The sequence below is a fragment of the Streptomyces cirratus genome (assembly GCF_014650775.1).
Lineage (GTDB): Bacteria > Actinomycetota > Actinomycetes > Streptomycetales > Streptomycetaceae > Streptomyces > Streptomyces cirratus.
On record NZ_BMVP01000004.1, the window covers coordinates 458,011 to 476,415 of the forward strand.

The window sequence follows — 18,405 nt, forward strand, 5'->3', positions numbered from 1 at the left end:
GGCGTACCGCGAGTGCGGTATCCAGGGCGGCCGGTGTAGTCCTTGAGGACGCCCCGGGCTCAGCCTGAGGGCGCCTGGGCAGCCGGGGCCGGACCCGTAGGGTTCCCGTATGAAGCTCCGACTCCCCCGGCGCCGCCGGGACCGCCTCCTCGCCGGCGCCGCCGCGGTCGCCGTCCTGGCGGCGACCGGCACGGTCACGGCCCTGGCCTCCGCCGACGGCCCGGCGGTGCACCGCCTGGACCAGGTGGTGCAGATGCCCGGCGCCGGAATCGACATCTCGTACTTCACCTCCGGCGAGGGGGAGCGGGGCACGGCGAAACGTCCCGCCGTGCTGCTCGGCCACGGCTTCGGCGGCAGCAAGGACGACGTCCGGGCGCAGGCGGAGCGGCTGTCCCGCGACGGGTACGCCGTGCTCACCTGGTCGGCGCGCGGCTTCGGCCGCTCGGGCGGCCGGATCGGGCTGAACGACCCCGACTACGAGGTCAAGGACGTCTCCCGGCTCATCGACTGGCTGGCCCTGCGCCCCGAGGTGCGCCTCGACGCGGCCGGCGATCCCCGCGTGGGGGTGGCCGGTGCCTCCTACGGAGGCGCGGCGGCGCTGCTGGCCGCCGGGTACGACCGCCGGGTGGACGCCATCGCCCCGCAGATCACGTACTGGAACCTCGCCGACTCCCTCTTCCCGAACGACGTGTACAAGAAGCTGTGGGCCGGAGTCTTCTTCACCACCGGTTCGGCGCGGGGCCTGACGCCGAACCAGCCGCCCGCCGGCCCCGAAGCCGCCTCCGCCTCCGCTCCCACCGACGCTTCCAGGGCCGGATCCACGGCCGGGTGTGGACGGTTCCAGCCGGAGCTGTGCGCGATGTACGAGCGGGTCGCCGTTTCCGGGAAGCCCGACGCCGAGGCCCGTGCGCTGCTGGAGCGGCTCAGCCCGTCCGCCGTCGGCGACAGGATCAAGGTGCCGGCCCTGATCGTGCAGGGTCAGGACGACTCCCTCTTCCCGCTGGACCAGGCCGACGCCATGGCCAGGGCCATCGCCTCCAACGGGGCACCGGTGGCGGTGGACTGGGCGGCCGGCGGCCACGACGGCGGCATGCGCGAAGCGGGCCGGATCGAGACGCGGGTGACCGCCTGGTTCGACCGGTACCTCAAGGGCGACGAGGGCGCGGCCACCGGTCCCGCGTTCCGGGTCTCGCGCTCCGGCGGACTGGACTCGACCGACGGCGCCGTGCGGCTGCGGGGCGCGAGCGGCGGCGAGTACCCCGGTCTGGCCTCCCGCCCGCGCGGGTTCGCCCTCGCCGGCCGGGAGCAGGGCTTCGTCAACCCGGCCGGTGCGAGCCCGCCGTCGCTGTCCTCGCTGCCCGGGATCGGCGGACAGCTCGCCGCCTTCGGAGCCGGGCTGTCGCTCGACTTCCCGGGGCAGAACGCCCGGTTCGAGTCGGAGCCGCTGGGCGAGGGGATGCGGATCACCGGAACCCCGACCGTCAAGGTGAGCGTGAGGTCGACGGCCGCGGACGGTTCGGCGGTGCTGTTCGGCAAGGTGTACGACGTCGGGCCCGACGGGCGGCAGGCGGTGCTGCCGAGTCAGCTGGTGGCGCCGGTGCGGGTGACGGACGCGGGGCAGGGCCGGAGCGTGGAGCTGCGGCTTCCGGCCGTCGACCACGCCGTCGAGGCCGGGCACCGGCTGCGACTGGTGGTAGCGGCGACGGATCTGGGCTACGCCTCCCCCGCCGAGCCGGCCACGTACACCGTGGCGGTGGAGGGGCCGTTGGCGGTGCCCGTCGCCGACGGGGTGCGGACGGCGTCCGGCGGGCTACCCGCCTGGACCTGGGGTCTGCCGCTCGCGGCAATGGCGCTGGCCGGGGGGCTCTTGGTGGTCCGCAGGACCGGCGGGGGCCGCGGCGGGAGCCGGCCGGGCGCACCGCAGCCCGAACCCGCGCTGGCCGACGTACCACTGGAAATCACCGGGCTGACGAAGCGCTACGCGAAGGCTCGCGACCGGTACGCCGTGCAGGACCTGTCGTTCCGGGTGGAGAGGGGCCAGGTGCTCGGTCTGCTCGGGCCCAACGGCGCCGGGAAGACCACCACCTTGCGGATGCTGATGGGGCTGATCACCCCGGACGCCGGCGAGATCCGGGTGTTCGGGCACGCGGTGCGGGCCGGAGCCCCGGTGCTGTCGCGGGTCGGGGCGTTCGTGGAGGGCGCAGGTTTCCTGCCGCACCTGACGGGCCGGGCCAACCTGGAGCTGTACTGGCAGGCCACCGGCCGGCCCGCCGAGGACGCCCACATGGCGGAGGCGCTGGAGATCGCCGGGCTCGGTGACGCCCTGGAGCGCGCGGTGCGCACGTACTCGCAGGGCATGCGGCAGCGGCTCGCGATCGCGCAGGCCATGCTGGGGATGCCGGACCTGCTGATCCTGGACGAGCCGACGAACGGTCTGGACCCGCCGCAGATCCGGGAGATGCGGGACGTGATGATCCGGTACGCGGCCGGCGGGCGGACCGTCATCGTCTCCAGCCACCTGCTGGCGGAGGTCGAGCAGTCGTGCACGCACCTGGTGGTCATGGACCGCGGGCGGCTCGTGCGGGCCGGCGAGGTCGCGGAGATCACGGGCGGCGGGGACACGCTGATGGTGACCCTGGCCGGGCCGGTGGACGAGGGCGCGGTCGAGAAGGTGGCGGCGTTGGAGGGAGTGGGTTCCGTGGTGGCCGCCGATGCGGGGCTGCTCGTACGGCTCGACGGTGCGAGCGCCGCCGGGCTGATCGCCGAACTCGTCCGGCTGGAGGTGCCGGTGTCCGCGGTGGGACCGCACCGGCGGCTCGAGGACGCGTTCTTGACCCTGATCGGAGGTGCGGCGTGACCGCTGCTGTGGACACGGCCCCGGGGTACCGGCCCGGGCGGACGCTCCCGCTGCGCGTGGAGGCGCTGCGGCAGTGGCGCAGGCGGCGGACGCTGGTGATGGGCGGGGTGCTCGCGGCGCTGCCCTTCGTCATGATCATCGCGTTCGCGGTGGGCGGGGGGCAGGACGGCGGCCGGGGCGGCGGGGACGGGCGGGTCACGCTGATCGACACCGCGACCGCCTCGGGCGCGAACTTCGCCGCGACCTGCCTGTTCGTGTCGGCGGGGTTCCTGCTGGTGGTGCCGGTGGCCCTGTTCTGCGGGGACACGGTGGCGTCGGAGGCGAGCTGGTCCTCGCTGCGCTACCTGCTGGCCTCGCCGGTGCCGAGGGCGCGGCTGCTGTGGAGCAAGCTCGTGGTCGCGCTGGGGTTCAGCCTGGCGGCGATGGTGCTGCTGCCGGTGGTGGCGCTGGCGGCGGGCACGGCCGCGTACGGGTGGGGGCCGCTGAGGCTGCCCACGGGTGGTGCGCTGGCCGCCGGCGACGCGGTGCCACGGCTGGCGCTGGTCGTCGCGTTCGTCTTCGTGTCGCAGCTGGTGACTGCGGGGCTGGCGTTCTGGCTGTCGACGCGGACCGACGCGCCGCTGGGCGCGGTGGGCGGGGCGGTCGGGCTGACGATCGTCGGGAACGTGCTGGACGCGGTGACGGCGCTCGGCTCCTGGCGGGAGTTCCTGCCCGCGCACTGGCAGTTCGCGTGGGCGGACGCGCTCCAGCCGCAGCTGGAGTGGGGCGGGATGATCAAGGGTGCGGCGGTGTCGGTGTCGTACGCGGTGGTGCTGTTCGCGCTCGCGTTCCGGGGCTTCGCCCGCAAGGACATCGTGTCCTGAGGGCGGGCGCGGCCGCTCGCGCACGGGGGAAGCCGTCGAAGACCCGGGGTCTTCGGCGGCTTCCCTGTATGAAGCCCCTTGTCTGCGGGGCGGCCGGCCCGCTCGGGCTGTTCTGTCGCGGGGCGGCCGGCCCGCTCGGGCTGTTCTGTCGCGGGGCGGGCCCCCCGCTCAGGCGACGGCGTCGATCTCCGCGAGCAGCTCCGCTTCCAGCGGGCGGTCCGCGACGGCCGCGTTCGCGCGGACCTGCTCGGGGGAGGTGGCACCGGCGATGACGGAGGAGCAGCCGGGCTGGGCGGACAGCCAGCCGATGGCGAGTTCCAGGACGGTGCGGTCGTACTTCCCGGCGATCGCGGCCAGGGCCTCGACGGTGTCGAGCCGCTCCTCGGTGAGGTACGCGTCGCGCCCTTCGAGGCGGGAGCCGGGCGGGACCGGCGCGCCCCGGCGGATCTTGCCGGTGAGCAGGCCGTTGGCGAGGGGGAAGTAGGGCAGGACGCCGACTCCGTAGTGCAGGGCGGCCGGGACGAGCTCCCGTTCGGCCGAGCGCTGGAGCAGCGACCATTCGTTCTGCGCCGATACGAAGGGGGTCGCGCCGCTCTCGCGGGCGGTGTGGGCGGCTTCGGCGAGCTGCCAGCCGCTGAGGTTGGAGTGGCCGATGTAGCGGACCTTGCCCTCGGTGACGAGTTCGCCGAGGGCGCCGAGCGTCTCGGCGATGGGGACGGCCGGGTCGGGGCTGTGCAGCTGGTACAGGTCGATGTGTTCGGTGTCCAGGCGGCGCAGGGACTCCTCGACCGCGCGCCGGATGTAGGCGCGGCCGCCACGGGCCCCGGCGGCGGGCCCGTACCCCATGTCGACCCCGTCGAAGCCGAACTTGGTGGCGAGGACGACCTGGTCGCGGCGGCCCTTGAGGGCCTGGCCGAGGTGGCGTTCGGAGCCGCCGGCCCCGCCGTAGATGTCGGCGGTGTCGAACAGGGTGACACCCGCGTCGAGTGCGGCGTCCACGACGGCGCGGGTGGCCTGTGCGTCGAGGCGTCCGCCGAAGTTGTTGCAGCCGAGGCCGACGGCGGAGACCAGGAGTCCTGAACTGCCCAGGTGGAGATAGCGCATACGGGTTCTTCCTCCGCACTCGTCCGGCACGTCATGGGTCGCGTCGGCAGTCTACGCACCCGTCCTGGCCGCGCCGCTCTGCCACTTCACGGTGCGTCACACGGGTGACGTGCCGAACCTCCTCCACGACGGAGCGGGCCGTTGCCTGGACCTGAACGACAACGCGACGGCCGTCTTCGCCGGCGTACCGGTCCTGGCGGGGCCCACCCTCGCCCGGGCGCTACGCGACGCGCGACGCGCCCGCCGAGGGGGTGGCCGGGGTGATGCGGGGCGGGGCGTACCCGGCGCGGGTGAACGCGTCCGTCACGGCGCGCGCCACCGCCGGTTCGGCTTCCGCATCGATCAGGGCCAGGGCGGAGCCGCCGAAGCCGCCTCCCGTCATCCGGGCTCCATACGCGCCCGCCGCGTTGGCGGTGGCCACGGCGAGGTCGAGTTCCGGGCAGGACACCGCGTAGTCGTCGCGCAGGGAGGCGTGGCCCTCGGTGAGCAACGGGCCCGTCTCGCGCAGCCGTCCGGCGTCGAGCAGCGCACCGACCCGCAGGACGCGTGCGTTCTCGGTGACGACGTGCCGGACCCGCCTGCCTGCGACCGGATCGTCGAGCCGGGCCAGCGCCCGGTCCAGGTCCTCGTACGGGAGGTCGCGCAGCGCCGGCAGGCCCAGACGGGCGGCCGCCCGGTGGCAGGAGGCGCGGCGCTCGGCGTAGGCGCCGTCGGCCAGGTCGTGCTTGACGCGGGTGTCCATGACCAGGAGGCGCAGGCCCGCCGCCGCGCAGTCGAAGGGGACGGCGCGGTGTTCGGGGCCCCGGGTGTCCAGGCGCAGGACGTGGCCTTCGGTGGCGCAGGCGGAGGCCGTCTGGTCCATGATCCCGCAGGGCACGCCGACGTACGCGTTCTCGGCGCGGCGGGCGAGGGCGGCCAGCTCGGGGCGGGTGGGGGTGAGCCCGTACAGCTCGGCCAGGGCCAGGGCGGTCGCCACCTCCAGGGCTGCGGAGGAGGACAGTCCGGCTCCGGCCGGCACGTCGGAGCGTACGAGGAGGTCCGCGCCCCCGACCGGGAGCCCCGCCTCGCGCATGGCCCAGGCCACCCCGGCCGGGTACGCGGTCCAGCGGTCGGCGCCCTGCGGAGGGCGGGCCGGGTCGAGGGCGCCGAGGTCGAGGGTGACCACCCCGGGGGCGGTCGCGGCGGAGTGGAGCCTCAGCAGGCCGTCGGAGCGCGGGGCGGCGGCCACCTCGGTGCGTTGCGGGAGGGCGAAGGGCAGGGCGAAGCCGTCGTTGTAGTCGGTGTGTTCGCCGATCAGGTTGACCCGGCCGGGGGCCGCCCACACGCCGTGCGGCTGCTGCCCGTACAGGTCGCGGAACGCGCGCGCCGTCTCGTTCACGGGCTCGCCACCTCGCGCAGGCGCGCGGCCGCGTCCTCGGGCCGGACGTCGTTCATGAAGGCCTCCATGCCGGATTCGGTGCCGGCGAGGTACTTGAGCTTGTCGGCCGCGCGGCGGACGGTGAACAGCTCCAGGTGCAGCGCGAAGTCTTCGCGGTCGTGGCCCCCGCCCGTGGGCGCCTGGTGCCAGGCGGAGATGTACGGGGTCGGTTCCGGGCGCTCGAAGAGGCGGTCGAAGCGGCGCAGCAGCTCCAGGTAGAGGCGGGGGAACTCGGCGCGCGCCTCGTCTCCCAGGGCGGGCAGGTCGGGGACGCGGCGGCGCGGGTAGAGGTGCACCTCGTAGGGCCAGCGGGCCGCGTACGGGACGAAGGCGGTCCAGTGCTCGCCTTCGAGGACGACGCGGCTGCCGTCGGCCTGTTCGCGGGCGAGTACGTCGTCGAAGAGGTTGCCTCCGGTGCGCTCGCGGTGCGCGGCGACGGTGGCGAGCATGCGGGTGGTGCGCGGGGTGACGTAGGAGAAGGCGTAGATCTGGCCGTGGGGGTGGGCGAGCGTCACGCCCGTCTCGGCGCCCCGGTTCTCGAAGCAGTAGACCTGCCGGATGCCTTCGCGGGCGGAGAGTTCGGCGGTGCGGTCGGTCCAGGCGGCGAGGACCAGTGCGGCGCGCTCCTCGTCGAGTTCGGCGAAGGAGGTCCCGTGGTCGGGGGTGAAGCAGATGACCTCGCAGCGTCCGGTGTCTCCGGCGAGGGAGGGGTAGCGGTTCTCGAAGACGGCCACCTCGTAGTCGGGGGCGGGGATCTCACTCGTGCGGCCGGGTGTGGAGGGGCAGAGCGGGCAGGCGTCGGCGGGCGGCAGGTGGGTGCGGCCCTGGCGGTGGGAAGCGATGACGACGGCGTCGCCGAGGAGCGGGTCGCGGCGTACCTCGGAGGTGGTGGCGAGCTCGGAGGGGTCGAGGTCGCGGGTGTCGGGGACGGCGCGGGAGGCGCCGTCGTCGGCGTCCTTGGCGTCGTAGTACAGGATCTCGCGGCCGTCGGCGAGCCGGGCGCCGGTGCGCTTCACGTGCGGGCCTTCTCTTTCACTTGAGGGTGACGACCGTGGGACGGCCGAGGTCGGGCTGGTCGCGCAGGGGCAGTTGGGTACCGGGGCGTTCCAGTTCGAGGACGACGAGTTCGTTCTCGCCGGTCCGCCACAGGGGCGCGGGGGCGTACAGGGTGCGCTGGGGGCCGCGCGGGGTGTCGTAGTGACCGAGGAGGAAACCGTTCAGCCACAGCAGGCCGGTGCCCCAGTCGGAGACGTCGACGAAGCCGTCCGCGGGGGCGGTGGGGAGGGTGTGGGTGAAGCGGTGGAAGGCGGGGTGGCCCTGCCCGGGGGTTTCGGGCGACCACGGCAGGCCGGTGAGGTCGGTGAGCGGCAGGGGCCGTATCTCCCACTCGAACAGGTGCTGGTGGCCGTGGCGGACGCCGCGCCAGATGCCTTTGCGGTCGTCCAGGAGCGGCCCGTAGTTGACGCGGCCCTGGGCGCGGACGAGGACGTCGAGGACGACGCCGCTTTCGCCGACGGGGAGGTCGACGCCGTCGTCGGGGGTGTTGCGGTCGAGGATGCCGATGGGGTGGCCGTCGGCGAAGAGGTAGGCGCGGTCGCCGAGGCCGTCGATCCGTACGGGCATGGCGGGGCGGGGGCCGGTGACGGTGGTGCGGTAGTGGATCAGGCCGTGGTCCTGGCCGAGCTTCTCCATCGGCTCGGGCGCGGGGCGCGCGACGGGAGCGCCGCCGAGGAGGGGGAGGTGGGCGAGGAGCGGTGCGGCGCCGGCGGGGGCGGCGAGGGCGGGTGTGATGCGGGGCAGGGGTCCGGGCAGGGGGCTGTCGGGGAGGGGTACGTACTTGCCGATGACTTCGCGGAAGGCGTGGAACTTGGGGGTGAGTTCGCCCGCCTCACCGATCGGCGCGTCGTAGTCGTAGCTGGTGGTGGTGGGCTGGTAGCCGGGGTCGCCGGGGCGTGAGCCGGTGTGGTTGGCGCCGGCCCAGAAGCCGAAGTTGGTGCCGCCGTGGGCCATGTAGAGGTTGACGGAGGCGCCGGTGGCGAGCAGTTCGTCGAGCGATCGGGCGGCTTCCCCGGCGGCGCGGACGTGGTGCTGCTCGCCCCAGTGGTCGAACCAGCCGATCCAGAACTCCATGGCGGCGAGCGGGCCGGCCGGCTGGTAGCGGCGCAGGTGGGCGAGGCGCTCGGCCGGCTCGGCCCCGAAGGTGGCCGTGGCGAGCCGGCCCGGGATCATGCCGCCCTGGAGCATCGCGTCCTCGGGGCCGTCGGCGGTGAACAGCAGGCAGTCCACGCCGCGTTCGGTCAGGGCCCGCTCGACGTGTGCGCGGTAGCGGGCGTCGTTGCCGTACGAGCCGTACTCGTTCTCGATCTGTACCGCGACGACCGGGCCGCCGCGCCCCGCGAGCAGCGGCAGGAGTTCGGGGACGACGCAGTCGAACCAGCCGTCCACCTCGGCCTGGAAGCGCGGGTCGGAGCAGCGCAGGTGGAGGCCGTCGAGGGCGAGGAGGCGGGCGGGCAGACCGCCGAAGTCCCATTCGGCGCAGATGTAGGGGCCGGGGCGGACGATGGCGTCGAGGCCGAGGCCGGCAGCCAGCGTCAGGAACCGGGCGAGGTCGCGGGGGCCGGTGAAGTCGGCCTTGCCGGGGCTGGTCTCGTGGAAGTTCCAGGGGACGTAGGTGTCCACGGTGTTGACGCCGAGGGCGCGGAGCCGGGTGAGCCGGTCCTCCCACAGGTCGGGGTGGACCCGGAAGTAGTGCAGGGCTCCGGAGACGATCCGGTGGGGGCTTCCTGCGCGCCGGAAACCGTCCTGGTCGTAGGTGAGCGTGCTCGGGGATCCGTCCTGGTCGTGCGTGGGCGTGCTCGGGCGTCCGTCCTGGTCGTGCGTGAGCATGCGCGGGGCTCCCGGGAGGGGTTCGAGATGCTGGCGTGGTGGGCGGGTCGCAGCCGAATATATGAACGCGCCGCCCACGCCGTCAATGACCGGTTGAACGTCTTCGATCGAATCGATCGTTTCGGTTCTCTATGATGGGCGGCGACCGGCCGCGGGAGCCCTGCGGACGACCGCGACCGCAGGGGGAAGCCTTGAGACCACATGTCGACCAGCGCCAGGCGCAGGTGCTCGCGCTCGTCCGGGAGCGGGGCAGCGTGCGCGTGGCGGACCTGGCCAGGGAACTGGGCATCTCGCCGGTGACGCTGCGGCGGGACATCGAGGCGATGGCGGCCCGGGGCGAGATCCACCGGATGCACGGGGTGATCAGCCGGGTGGAGCGGCGACCGCCTGAAGCGTCGCACGCAAGGTCCCCCGAGCGGCCCGGCGGACGGGCGGGACTGGTGATCGGGATGGTGGTGCCGACCACCGAGTACTACTACGCCGATGTGGTGCGGGGCGCCCGGGAGGTGGTCGAGGCACGGGGTGCGCGGCTGACGGTGGGGCTGACCCGGTACCTGCCGGGCGAGGACCGTACGCAGGCGGACCGGCTGCTGTCGACCGGGGCGGACGGGCTGCTGCTGACGCCGAACTGGGAGGCGGGTTCGCCCGGTTGCGGGGAGGGGGTCTGGACGGCCGGGCTCGCGGTGCCGACGGTGCTGGTGGAGCGGTGGGCTCCGGCCGGGCATCCGGCGGCCGCGCTGGACCGGGTGGGGTCGGACCACGCGCACGGGGCGGCGCTCGCGGTGCAGCACCTGGCGGAGCGGGGGCACCGGCGGATCGCGCTGGCCAGCCAGGAGACGCCGACGACCGCCCGGCTGCGGTCCGGGTACGAGGCGGCGGTGGCGGCGCTCGGCCTGGAACCGGCCCCGCCGTGGCCGGCGGCCGGTTCGGCGGAGCCGCTGACGGTGGCGGAGCGGTTCGCCCGGACGCTGGACTACCTGTGCGGGGCGGTGACCGAGGGCGGGGTCAGCGCCGCCCTGGTCCACAGCGACACGGACGCCATCATGCTGATCCCGCGACTCCAGGCGCGGGGGGTGCGGGTGCCGGAGGACCTGGCGGTGATCACGTATGACGACGAGGTGGCCGGGATGGCCGATGTGCCCCTGACGGCGGTGGCGCCGGCGAAGCGGGAGGTCGGCGCGCGGGCGGCGGAACTGCTGCTGGACCGACTGGGCGGCGCGGGGCAGGACGGGCCGGGGCAGCACCTGGAACTGCTGCCGCGGCTGACCGTTCGATCGTGAAAACGGGGACCGGCATCGGCTCTGCCTTAAATGATTGTTTTGATCGAGTTGCGCATTCGCTCTTGACGGTGTTCGGGTTCGTGCAAAAGATGGGCCGCGTTCTCGCATCCGCCGCGCCTTCCCACCGCAGCGGTCTCCCATCCGCCGTGGCCGGCGGTCGTCCGTAGGAGCCGAACCATGCCGCGCAGCTTCCGCCTCCGTTCCTCTTCCCGTGCGTCGGGAACGCCGCGTCCGCCCGGCGCGAGCCGGGTCGCCCTCACTTCCTCGGCCGTCTCGGTGCTCCTGGTGGCCACGGCGTGCGGCGGTGGGCAGGCCGCATCGAAGTCCGGTCAGGCGGCGGGTGCGGCGCGGGGGCCGGTGACGATCACGTACTGGTCGTCCTCGGCGGGCGCGCAGCAGACCGCCGACGCCTTCAACAAGACGCACCCCGGCATCCAGGTGAAGTTCTCGGCGGTCCCGGGCGGCCCTGACGGGGCGGCGAAACTGGCGAACGCGGTCAAGGGCGCGAACGCACCCGACGTCGCGACGATGGACTACTCCGCGCTCCCGGAGTTCGCGAGCGGCGGCAACCTGGAGGACCTGAGCGGGACGTCGGGCACGCTCGTCGCGGAGAAGTTCCCGGCGGCCGTGCAGTCCCTGGTGAAGCTGGGCGGCCGCACGTGGGCGGTGCCGTTCGACGTGACCCCGCTCGAACTCTTCTACCGCAAGGACATCTTCGAGAGGTACGGGGTGGCCGTGCCGAAGACGTGGGACGAGTACGGGGCGGCCGCGGAGAAGATCCACCAGGCCGACCCCTCGGTGAGGATCACGAACATGGGCGGCGGCGATCCGGCGGTGCTGGCGGGGCTGTCGTGGCAGGCGGGCGCCAAGTGGTACGGAACCCAGGGCGACAAGTGGAAGGTCGCCATCGATGACCCGGCGTCCAGGAGGGTGGCCGAGTACTGGAACGGGCTGATGGCGTCCGGGGTCGCCTCGAAGACTCCGCTGTGGGGCGAGGGTGAGGCGAAGGAACGTTCCTCTGGGCAGGTCGCGACGGTCATCGGCGCCGCCTGGACGGCCGGTACCTTCCTGGTGAACTACCCGGACCTGAAAGGCAAGTGGGGCATCGCGCCACTGCCGACGTGGAACGGCAGAGCGGCGACCGGGATGTACGGCGGTACATCGTACATCGTGCCCAAGGGCAGCAAGCAGACGAAGGCGGCCGCTGAGTTCATCCGCTGGGTGACCACCGAGCCGGAGGCGATCCGGGCGCGGCTCAGCTCGCTCAAGTCCCCGAGCAGCGCGTTGCCAGCGAACCCGGAGATGCGGGCGGAGGCTGCGAAACTGTTCGACGCCTCGTACTTCGAGGGGCAGGACCCGTACGCCGTCGCGGGCGCGGCGGCGGCCACGATCGTTCCGGGGTGGACCTGGGGGCCGGCGCAGCTCCAGGTGAACGCCGCTCAGGGCGCGGCCGGGCCGGACATGGTCAAGGCCCTGTCCGAGGGCCAGTCGGCCGCCGAGAAGGCCATCAAGGACCGCGGCCTCGGCCTGGCCGGCTGATGCCCGCCGACCGGCACGCCACCGACACGGCCGGGCAACCCGCGGCAGCGGCTACCGCCGGCCACATCGACACCCCGGCGGCCCGGCCGGAGCCACCGGCCGACCGACGAGAGGCTCCGGCTGACCGGGCGGCCGACCGGCCGGAGACCCCAGCGAGCCGGAGAGAGGTTCCCTCCGGCCCGCCAAAAGGTCCCGCCAGCCGGGCGGAAACCCCGGCCGACCGGGGAGAGGCTCCGACCGACCGGACGGAGCCTCCGGCTGGCCGGGGAGAGGCTCCGGCGGCCCGGCCGGAGGCTCCAGCCGACCGGCGAGAGGTCCCGGCGGCCCGGCCGGATGACGGGGCGGCCGACCGAGCGGGGGCCCCGAAGGCTCGGACGGCCGACCGAGCGGCTGGCCGAGCGGGGGTCTTGGCGGCCCGGACGGCTGACCGAGCGGCCCACCCGGCGGAGGATCCGACGAACCCGCCCGAGAGTCCCGCCTACCGGACGGAGGCTCCGGCCGACCGCACGGAAGCCCCGGCTGACCGAGCGGAGGCTCCCGCCTACCGGGCGGAGACTCCGGCCGACCGGCGAGAGGTCCCGGCGGCCCGGGCTGCTGACCGGGCAGAATCCCCGACCGACCGGGCAGGAAATCCGACTGACCGAACGGAGGTCCCGGCGGCCCGGACGGCTGACTGGGCGGCCGACCCGGCGGAGGATCCGACGACCCCGCTCGAGAGTCCCGCCTACCGGGCGGAGGCTCCGGCCGACCGCACGCAAGCCCCGGCTGACCGGGCGGAGGCTCCAGCCGACCGGGCGGAGGCTCCGGCCGACCGGCGAGAGGTCCCGGCGGCCCGGCCGGATGACCGGGCAGAGAGGCCGGCGGCCCGGACGGAAGCCCCGGCTGACCGTGCGGAGGCTCCGGCGCCCCGGCCCGAGGATTCGGCCGACCGCGTAGAGGTTCGGGCGGGCCGGGCGGGGATTCACGCCGTGGGGGATGGCCTTCCGGCTCGGCGAGAGGCGGCCGCCCGCGGCGCATCGACGGATTTCGCGCGAGCCGGGATCGCGTCGGCCGCCCCTCAGGTCGACGCCGCCGGCCAACGCCGCGGGCCAACAACCGGGCCGTCCGGCCCAACCGGCAGCCCCGCCGTACCGGCAGCCGCGGCAGCCACCGGGCCGACCGCGCGCATCCCCCGCCGCCGCGGGACATCCGCGGCCGGCCTCTTCATGGCGCCGTTCTTCGTCCTCTTCGCGCTCGTCACCGTCGCCCCCGTCGGCTACGCCGCCTGGCTGAGCCTCTTCCACGACCAGCAGTCCGGTCTCGGTTTCGGCGGCACCGAACGGGTTTTCAGCGGCGTCGGGAACTACACGAAGGCCTTCACCGATCCACTCTTCCTGGCCTCGTTCCGCCACATCGCCCTCTACTGCCTCCTCTACATCCCCGTCATGGTCGGCGGCGCCCTCGTCCTCGCCCTGCTGCTCGACTCCGCCCTCGCCCGCGCGAAGCGCTTCTTCCAGATCGCCCTCTACCTGCCGCACGCCGTCCCCGGCCTCATCTCGGCGGTCATCTGGCTCTACCTCTACACCCCCGGCCTCAGCCCCGTCCTCGCCGCCCTCGACCGGGCCGGCCTGTCCTGGAACTTCTTCGGCCGTGACGAGGCCCTGCTGTCGGTCATCAACATCTCGGCATGGCAGTGGACCGGCTACAACATGATCATCTTCTTTGCTGGGCTACAGGCCATCCCCCGGGAAACCGTGGAAGCCGCCACCATGGACGGCGCCGGCGCCCTCCGCACCGCCTTCCAGGTCAAGGTGCCCGGCATCAGACCCACGGTCGTCCTGACCGTCCTGTTCACCTGCGTGGGCGCCGTCCAGCTCTTCGACGCCCCTCAGCTCCTCCAACTCCGCGCCACCGGCATGGGCGAATCGTGGTCGCCGACCATGTACGTGTTCAGCGCCGCTTTCAAGAGCCACGACTACGGCCTGGCGGCCGCGAGCGCGCTGCTCCTCGCCGTGGTCGCCGGCGCCGCCTCCTACGTCGTGACCAAGCTCGGCAACCGCTGGAGGTCCGCATGACCACCACCCTGACCCCCGGCCGCGCGCCCCGGCTCCTCTCCAGGACGGCCGTCAACGCTGCGCTCCTCCTCGTCGCCGCCTACACCCTGATGCCCCTCGCCTGGCTGGTGCTGGCCGCGACCAAGAACCGCCGGGACCTCTTCGCCACCGGCCCGTACACCCCGGGCCGCTTCAACCTCCTCACCAACCTGGGCGACGTCTTCACCTACGACCACGGCATCTTCGGGCGCTGGCTCGGCAACAGCCTCCTGTACACCGTGGCCGGCTCGACCCTCTCCGCCCTGATCAGCGTGGCCTGCGGCTACGCCTTCCACGCCTACGAGTTCCGCCACAAGGAACGGCTCTTCGGCGTGGTCCTGGCCGGGGTGCTCGTACCGGCAACCGTCCTCCAGCTGCCCCTGTACCTGATGGCCTCGGCCGCCGGCGCCGTGAACACCTACTGGGCCTATCTGGTACCCGCCCTCGTCAACCCCTTCGGGGTCTATCTGGCCCGCGTCTTCGCCGAGGGCTACGTCCCCGACGAGGTGCTGGCCGCAGCCCGCGTCGACGGCGCGGGTGAACTGCGGCTCTTCGCCCACGTGTCGCTGCCGATGCTGTGGCCGGGCTTTGTGACGATCTTCCTGTTCACCTTCACGGCCGTCTGGAACAACTTCTACGGGGCCCTGACCATGCTGAACGACGAGCGGCTCTATCCCGTCAGTCTGGGCCTGTTCATGTGGAACCGCAGCGTCTACCAGCAGCCCGAGCTGTACCCGCTCGTCATCACCGGATCTCTCGTCTCCGTCGTCCCGCTCGTGCTCGCCTTCCTCGGCCTCCAGCGCTTCTGGCGCTCGGGTCTCACCGCAGGAGCCGTCAAGTGACCTCTTCTCCTTCGTATTCGGCGCGTCGCCCGGCCACGGTCCTCGCCATGAGCCCCGGTACCCGTACAGCGGTTCTCAGCGGCCGGATCCTGCCGAAGCTGGTCCGTGTCGCCGACCTGGACCCCGAACTGCTGGTCAGCGATTTCGGCGACGACGACCCGGGGCTGGGCCGCCGTCTCGCCGAGGCGGAGGTGCTGTTCACCAGCTGGGGCTGCCCGCCCCTCGACGCCGGCGCACTGGAGCGGATGCCCCGGCTGCGTGCCGTCGTCCACGCCGCCGGCAGCGTCAAGCACCATGTGACCGAAGCCTGCTGGGACCGCGGCCTGCTGGTCTCCAGCGCAGCCATCGCCAACGCGGTGCCGGTCGCCGAGTACACGCTCGCCGCGATCCTGTTCTCCAACAAGCGGGTGCTGGAATCCGCGCACGCCTACCGTTCGGCCCGCGGCCCCATTGATCTGCTGGGCTGCTATCCGGCAGTCGGCAACTACCGACGCACCGTCGGGCTCATCGGCGCCTCGCTCATCGGGCGGCGGGTCCTCGAGCTGCTGCGACCCTTCGACCTGCGGGTGCTGGTGCACGACCCGTACGCCGACCCGGCCGAGATCGCGACGCTCGGCGGCGAGGCCTGCGCTCTCGACGAACTGCTGAGCCGCAGCGACGTGGTGAGCCTGCACGCGCCCGAGCTGCCCGGGACCCGCCGCCTCCTGGACGCCGCACGGCTGGCCCTGATGCCGGACGGCGCCACTCTGATCAACACCGCCCGGGGTTCGCTCGTGGACACCGCGGCGCTGACGGAGGAACTGGTCACGAGGCGGCTGCACGCGGTTCTCGACCACACCGAACCAGAGGTGCTGCCCGCAGGTTCGCCCCTCTTCAACCTGCCGAACGTGCTCCTCACCCCTCATGTGGCCGGCTCACTGGGCGGTGAGCTGGACCGCCTGGCCGCGACGGCTGTCGCAGAGCTGGAGCGCTACGCCCACGGCCTGCCCTTCCGCTACCCCGTCGACCCGGCCCGGCTCGCCTACTCCGCCTGAACGCTGTCCCGGCGGACGTCCTACGCGCCCGTCGGGGCGGCGTCGGATCGCGCAGCAGCAGCCGCCTCCAGCAGGAGCCAGCCGTCGACTTCCGCCGCCCACCGCTCCCCCGGCTGCCACCCACGGGCCGACGCCGCGTCGAGCAGGGCCCGAACGGCGCCCGGCTCGTGCAGGTTCAGCGACCCGCCCCGGACGTATCCCACGTCCCCCGAGCCCATCGGAGCCCCACCCGGGACGTAGCGGTCCGGTCCACTGGCGAAGACGATGCGCAGCGGGCCGCCGGTGCCGGCCGGCTGCGGGTACAGGGTGAGGGTCTCTCGGCAGTCCGCGGACCGGCCGCTGTCCAGCACACGGTGGCTGTGGCGGAGCGTCCACAGGTACTCGCGCCCATCGACGACCAGTCGCCGGGGCTTCCTCGGATTGCGGGGCACGGACCGATGGTACGCGCGGACAGCCGTCTGGTCATGGTGTGCCTCCTCCCGGGTCCTGTGGCCGCCGGACCGGTTCGGCGGCCGGCGCGCCCACCTCTGCGGGCTCCCCCCTCAGCCGCGCCAGATGCTCCCGACCTCGCGTCAGCCGGTCCGGGAGGTCCGCTGCTTCGGGGTACCAGCGTTTCTCGTACTCCCAGCACAGCCAGCCGTCCGGCGGTACGCGGGCCGTCACTTCTGCGAGCGGAAGTACTCCGTCGCCGAGGCCGAGGGGTGTGAGGTCCCGGGCCGAGGCCACGTCCTTGACCTGTACGTAGCCCAGGTGCGGCGCGAGGGCGCGCCACGACTCGGCCGGCTGCTCACCTGCCAGCCAGGTGTGCAGTACGTCCCACAGCGCGCCGGTGCCCGGGTCCCCGACCCCCTCCAGTACCCGGGCGACGGCGGTCCCGGTGCGGTGCGAGTCGTGGGTCTCCAGCAGGATCCGCACGCCATGCCGCTCGGCGTACGGCGCCGCGGCGCGCAGTCTGCGGATGGCGTGGGTGTCGGCGTCCGCGTCGGGCAGTTCTCCGCCGCCGGGGAAGACGCGGACGTTGGGAGCTTCGAGGTCGGCGGCGAGCCGGACCAGGGAGCGCAGTTCGGCCAGGACCGGCCCGTCCTCTCCGGCGCCTGCCACCTTGGCGTATCCCGCGACCCCAAGGACGGTGACTGCGGCGGCCGCGAGCGTGCGCCGGGCCGCAGCACGGTCGCCGCGGGGGCTGTCTGCATGCAGGGGTTCCTCGGGGTGGGCGCGCAGTTCCAGGCCGTCGTATCCGTGCTCGGCGGCGAGGGCGGCGCTGCGCGCGAGCGGGGTTCCGGGCAGGCCGAGCGTGGAGAAGGCGTACCTCACGGTCGGCTCCCTTCGCGGGGCGGCGGTGCGGTGGACGCCCGCACCATCAGCTCGGTGGGCAGGGTGGTGATGCGGCCCGGGGGCGCGGCTCTGCGGCCGGTGACGAGTTGCGCGGCGAGCACCCCCGCCTCGCGCAGCGGGACTCTGACGGTGGTGAGGGCGGGGGCGGTGTCCACGCTGAACGGCAGGTCGTCGAAGCCGGCGACCGAGACGTCCTCGGGGATGCGCTTGCCGGCTTCTCCCAGGGCCGCTGCCACACCGGCCGCGACGGTGTCGTTGGCCGCGGCGACGGCGGTGAAGGGCGCTCCTCGGCGGAGCAGTTCACGGGTGGCGTCATACCCGGCGGAGCGTTCGAAGCCGGCGTGCACGGTGAGCGGGGCGCAGGCGTCGGGCAGGGCTGGGTCATGCCGTCGCAGCGCGGCGGTGTGTCCTGCGAGCCGTTCCCGGGTGGTGCTCAGGCCCGGCGGCCCGGCGACGTAGGCGATGCGCCGATGGCCGAGTGTCAGCAGGTGTTCGGCGAGGCGGAAGGCTCCGCCGTGGTCGTCGAACATGACGGTGGCGACCGGGAGTGCGGCGGGCACGGACAGCGGCGGTCTCCCGCAGAGCACCACTCGGGTGCCGGCGAGCGCCATGCGGCTGATGCGGGCGGTGAGCGCGGCGCTGTGGTGCGGTTCCTCCACCGCCCCGCCCGTCAGCACGACCCCGCCTGCCCGTTGCCCCTCCAGCAGGGCGAGGTAGTCGAGTTCGGCTGAGGGAACGCCCTCTGTGTTGCAGACGACGGCGAGCCTGCGGCCGTCTCCTTGACCGGTGGGCGCGAGGGCCTTCTGGAAGGACCCGGCGAGGATGCCGAAGAAGCTGTCGGCCACGTCGTGGACGAGTACGCCCACGAGGTCGGAGGTGGCGGCCGCGAGGGCCCGGGCCGGGCCGTTAGCGATGTATCCGAGTTCCTCGATGGCCTGTTCCACCCGGGTCCGGGTGGATCCGGCCACCGGGTGTCCGCCGTTGAGCACACGCGAGACCGTGGCGGATGAAACGCCCGCGTGCGCCGCGACCTCGGCGAGAGTCACTGCCATGTCGCACCCCTCCTCCTGCCCCGCACGTGGTGGCCGGGCGATCGTCGTCCTGTCCGTCGTGATCTCAGTCTGCCCGATCCGGAAAGCGCTTTCCATCACTCGTTCGGGTGTTGTGCTCGTGGCG

General features: G+C 73.6%; 14 protein-coding genes. 7 read left to right on the forward strand and 7 right to left on the reverse strand.

Annotated elements, in window-relative coordinates; all coding sequences use genetic code 11:
* Positions 1-109 precede the first annotated feature (109 nt).
* Positions 110-2,857 (forward strand): alpha/beta fold hydrolase, encoded by a 2,748-nt coding sequence (locus IE207_RS14635; RefSeq protein ID WP_190184582.1) that lies wholly within the window; start codon positions 110-112, stop codon positions 2,855-2,857.
* A complete protein-coding gene (locus IE207_RS14640; protein WP_190184583.1) occupies positions 2,854-3,720 on the forward strand; it encodes an ABC transporter permease in 867 nt (288 codons plus the stop codon). Before IE207_RS14635 ends, IE207_RS14640 begins: the two co-directional genes overlap by 4 nt.
* A 168-nt stretch (positions 3,721-3,888) precedes the next feature.
* On the opposite strand, the gene IE207_RS14645 is transcribed toward IE207_RS14640, so the two are convergent.
* From IE207_RS14645 to IE207_RS14660, 4 genes are all read right to left on the reverse strand, one after another.
* Positions 3,889-4,824, reverse strand: a complete 936-nt coding sequence (locus tag IE207_RS14645; RefSeq protein ID WP_190184584.1) for an aldo/keto reductase — start codon at positions 4,822-4,824, stop codon at positions 3,889-3,891.
* 220 nt (positions 4,825-5,044) lie between these two features.
* Positions 5,045-6,202, reverse strand: coding sequence for a galactokinase (galK, locus tag IE207_RS14650; RefSeq protein ID WP_190184585.1), 1,158 nt, complete (start codon positions 6,200-6,202; stop codon positions 5,045-5,047).
* Complete coding sequence (gene galT / locus IE207_RS14655) at positions 6,199-7,257, reverse strand: galactose-1-phosphate uridylyltransferase (protein ID WP_190184586.1); 1,059 nt, start codon at positions 7,255-7,257, stop codon at positions 6,199-6,201. Before galT ends, galK begins: the two co-directional genes overlap by 4 nt.
* A 16-nt stretch (positions 7,258-7,273) precedes the next feature.
* Positions 7,274-9,127 (reverse strand): glycoside hydrolase family 35 protein, encoded by a 1,854-nt coding sequence (locus IE207_RS14660; RefSeq protein WP_190184587.1) that lies wholly within the window; start codon positions 9,125-9,127, stop codon positions 7,274-7,276.
* A 191-nt stretch (positions 9,128-9,318) separates the two neighbouring features.
* Between IE207_RS14660 and IE207_RS14665 the strand changes: the two genes are divergently transcribed.
* From IE207_RS14665 to IE207_RS14685, 5 genes are all read left to right on the forward strand, one after another.
* Positions 9,319-10,407 carry a substrate-binding domain-containing protein gene (locus IE207_RS14665; protein WP_190184588.1) on the forward strand — a complete coding sequence of 363 codons (1,089 nt, stop codon included), beginning with the start codon at positions 9,319-9,321 and terminating at the stop codon, positions 10,405-10,407.
* Positions 10,408-10,584: 177 nt separating this feature from the next.
* Positions 10,585-11,946, forward strand: a complete 1,362-nt coding sequence (locus IE207_RS14670) for an ABC transporter substrate-binding protein (RefSeq protein ID WP_190184589.1) — start codon at positions 10,585-10,587, stop codon at positions 11,944-11,946.
* Positions 11,947-13,151: 1,205 nt separating this feature from the next.
* Positions 13,152-14,000, forward strand: a complete 849-nt coding sequence (locus IE207_RS14675) for a carbohydrate ABC transporter permease (RefSeq protein ID WP_190184590.1) — start codon at positions 13,152-13,154, stop codon at positions 13,998-14,000.
* On the forward strand, positions 13,997-14,860 hold the full coding sequence (locus tag IE207_RS14680; protein WP_190184591.1) for a carbohydrate ABC transporter permease: 864 nt from the start codon (positions 13,997-13,999) through the stop codon (positions 14,858-14,860). Before IE207_RS14675 ends, IE207_RS14680 begins: the two co-directional genes overlap by 4 nt.
* 47 nt (positions 14,861-14,907) lie before the next feature.
* On the forward strand, positions 14,908-15,894 hold the full coding sequence (locus IE207_RS14685) for a hydroxyacid dehydrogenase (protein ID WP_190184592.1): 987 nt from the start codon (positions 14,908-14,910) through the stop codon (positions 15,892-15,894).
* A 20-nt stretch (positions 15,895-15,914) separates the two neighbouring features.
* On the opposite strand, the gene IE207_RS14690 is transcribed toward IE207_RS14685, so the two are convergent.
* From IE207_RS14690 to IE207_RS14700, 3 genes are read right to left on the reverse strand one after another with little or no spacing between them, the layout of a single operon-like run.
* Positions 15,915-16,325: a hypothetical protein gene (locus IE207_RS14690; RefSeq protein ID WP_190184593.1), complete on the reverse strand. Its 411-nt coding sequence runs from the start codon at positions 16,323-16,325 to the stop codon at positions 15,915-15,917.
* A gap of 31 nt (positions 16,326-16,356) precedes the next feature.
* Positions 16,357-17,208 carry a sugar phosphate isomerase/epimerase family protein gene (locus tag IE207_RS14695; RefSeq protein WP_190184594.1) on the reverse strand — a complete coding sequence of 284 codons (852 nt, stop codon included), beginning with the start codon at positions 17,206-17,208 and terminating at the stop codon, positions 16,357-16,359.
* The gene (locus IE207_RS14700; RefSeq protein ID WP_190184595.1) at positions 17,205-18,281 is read right to left on the reverse strand and encodes a LacI family DNA-binding transcriptional regulator; all 1,077 of its coding nucleotides are present in this window, start codon (positions 18,279-18,281) and stop codon (positions 17,205-17,207) included. Before IE207_RS14700 ends, IE207_RS14695 begins: the two co-directional genes overlap by 4 nt.
* Positions 18,282-18,405 lie beyond the last annotated feature (124 nt).

Coding starts and splice junctions, on each gene's coding strand:
- IE207_RS14685 (WP_190184592.1), top strand. CDS start 14,908: ATGAGCCCCGGTACCCGTACAGCGGTTCTCAGCGGCCGGATCCTGCCG.
- IE207_RS14645 (WP_190184584.1), bottom strand. CDS start 4,824: ATGCGCTATCTCCACCTGGGCAGTTCAGGACTCCTGGTCTCCGCCGTC.
- IE207_RS14680 (WP_190184591.1), top strand. CDS start 13,997: ATGACCACCACCCTGACCCCCGGCCGCGCGCCCCGGCTCCTCTCCAGG.
- IE207_RS14635 (WP_190184582.1), top strand. CDS start 110: ATGAAGCTCCGACTCCCCCGGCGCCGCCGGGACCGCCTCCTCGCCGGC.
- IE207_RS14670 (WP_190184589.1), top strand. CDS start 10,585: ATGCCGCGCAGCTTCCGCCTCCGTTCCTCTTCCCGTGCGTCGGGAACG.
- IE207_RS14675 (WP_190184590.1), top strand. CDS start 13,152: ATGGCGCCGTTCTTCGTCCTCTTCGCGCTCGTCACCGTCGCCCCCGTC.
- IE207_RS14700 (WP_190184595.1), bottom strand. CDS start 18,281: ATGGCAGTGACTCTCGCCGAGGTCGCGGCGCACGCGGGCGTTTCATCC.
- IE207_RS14660 (WP_190184587.1), bottom strand. CDS start 9,127: ATGCTCACGCACGACCAGGACGGACGCCCGAGCACGCCCACGCACGAC.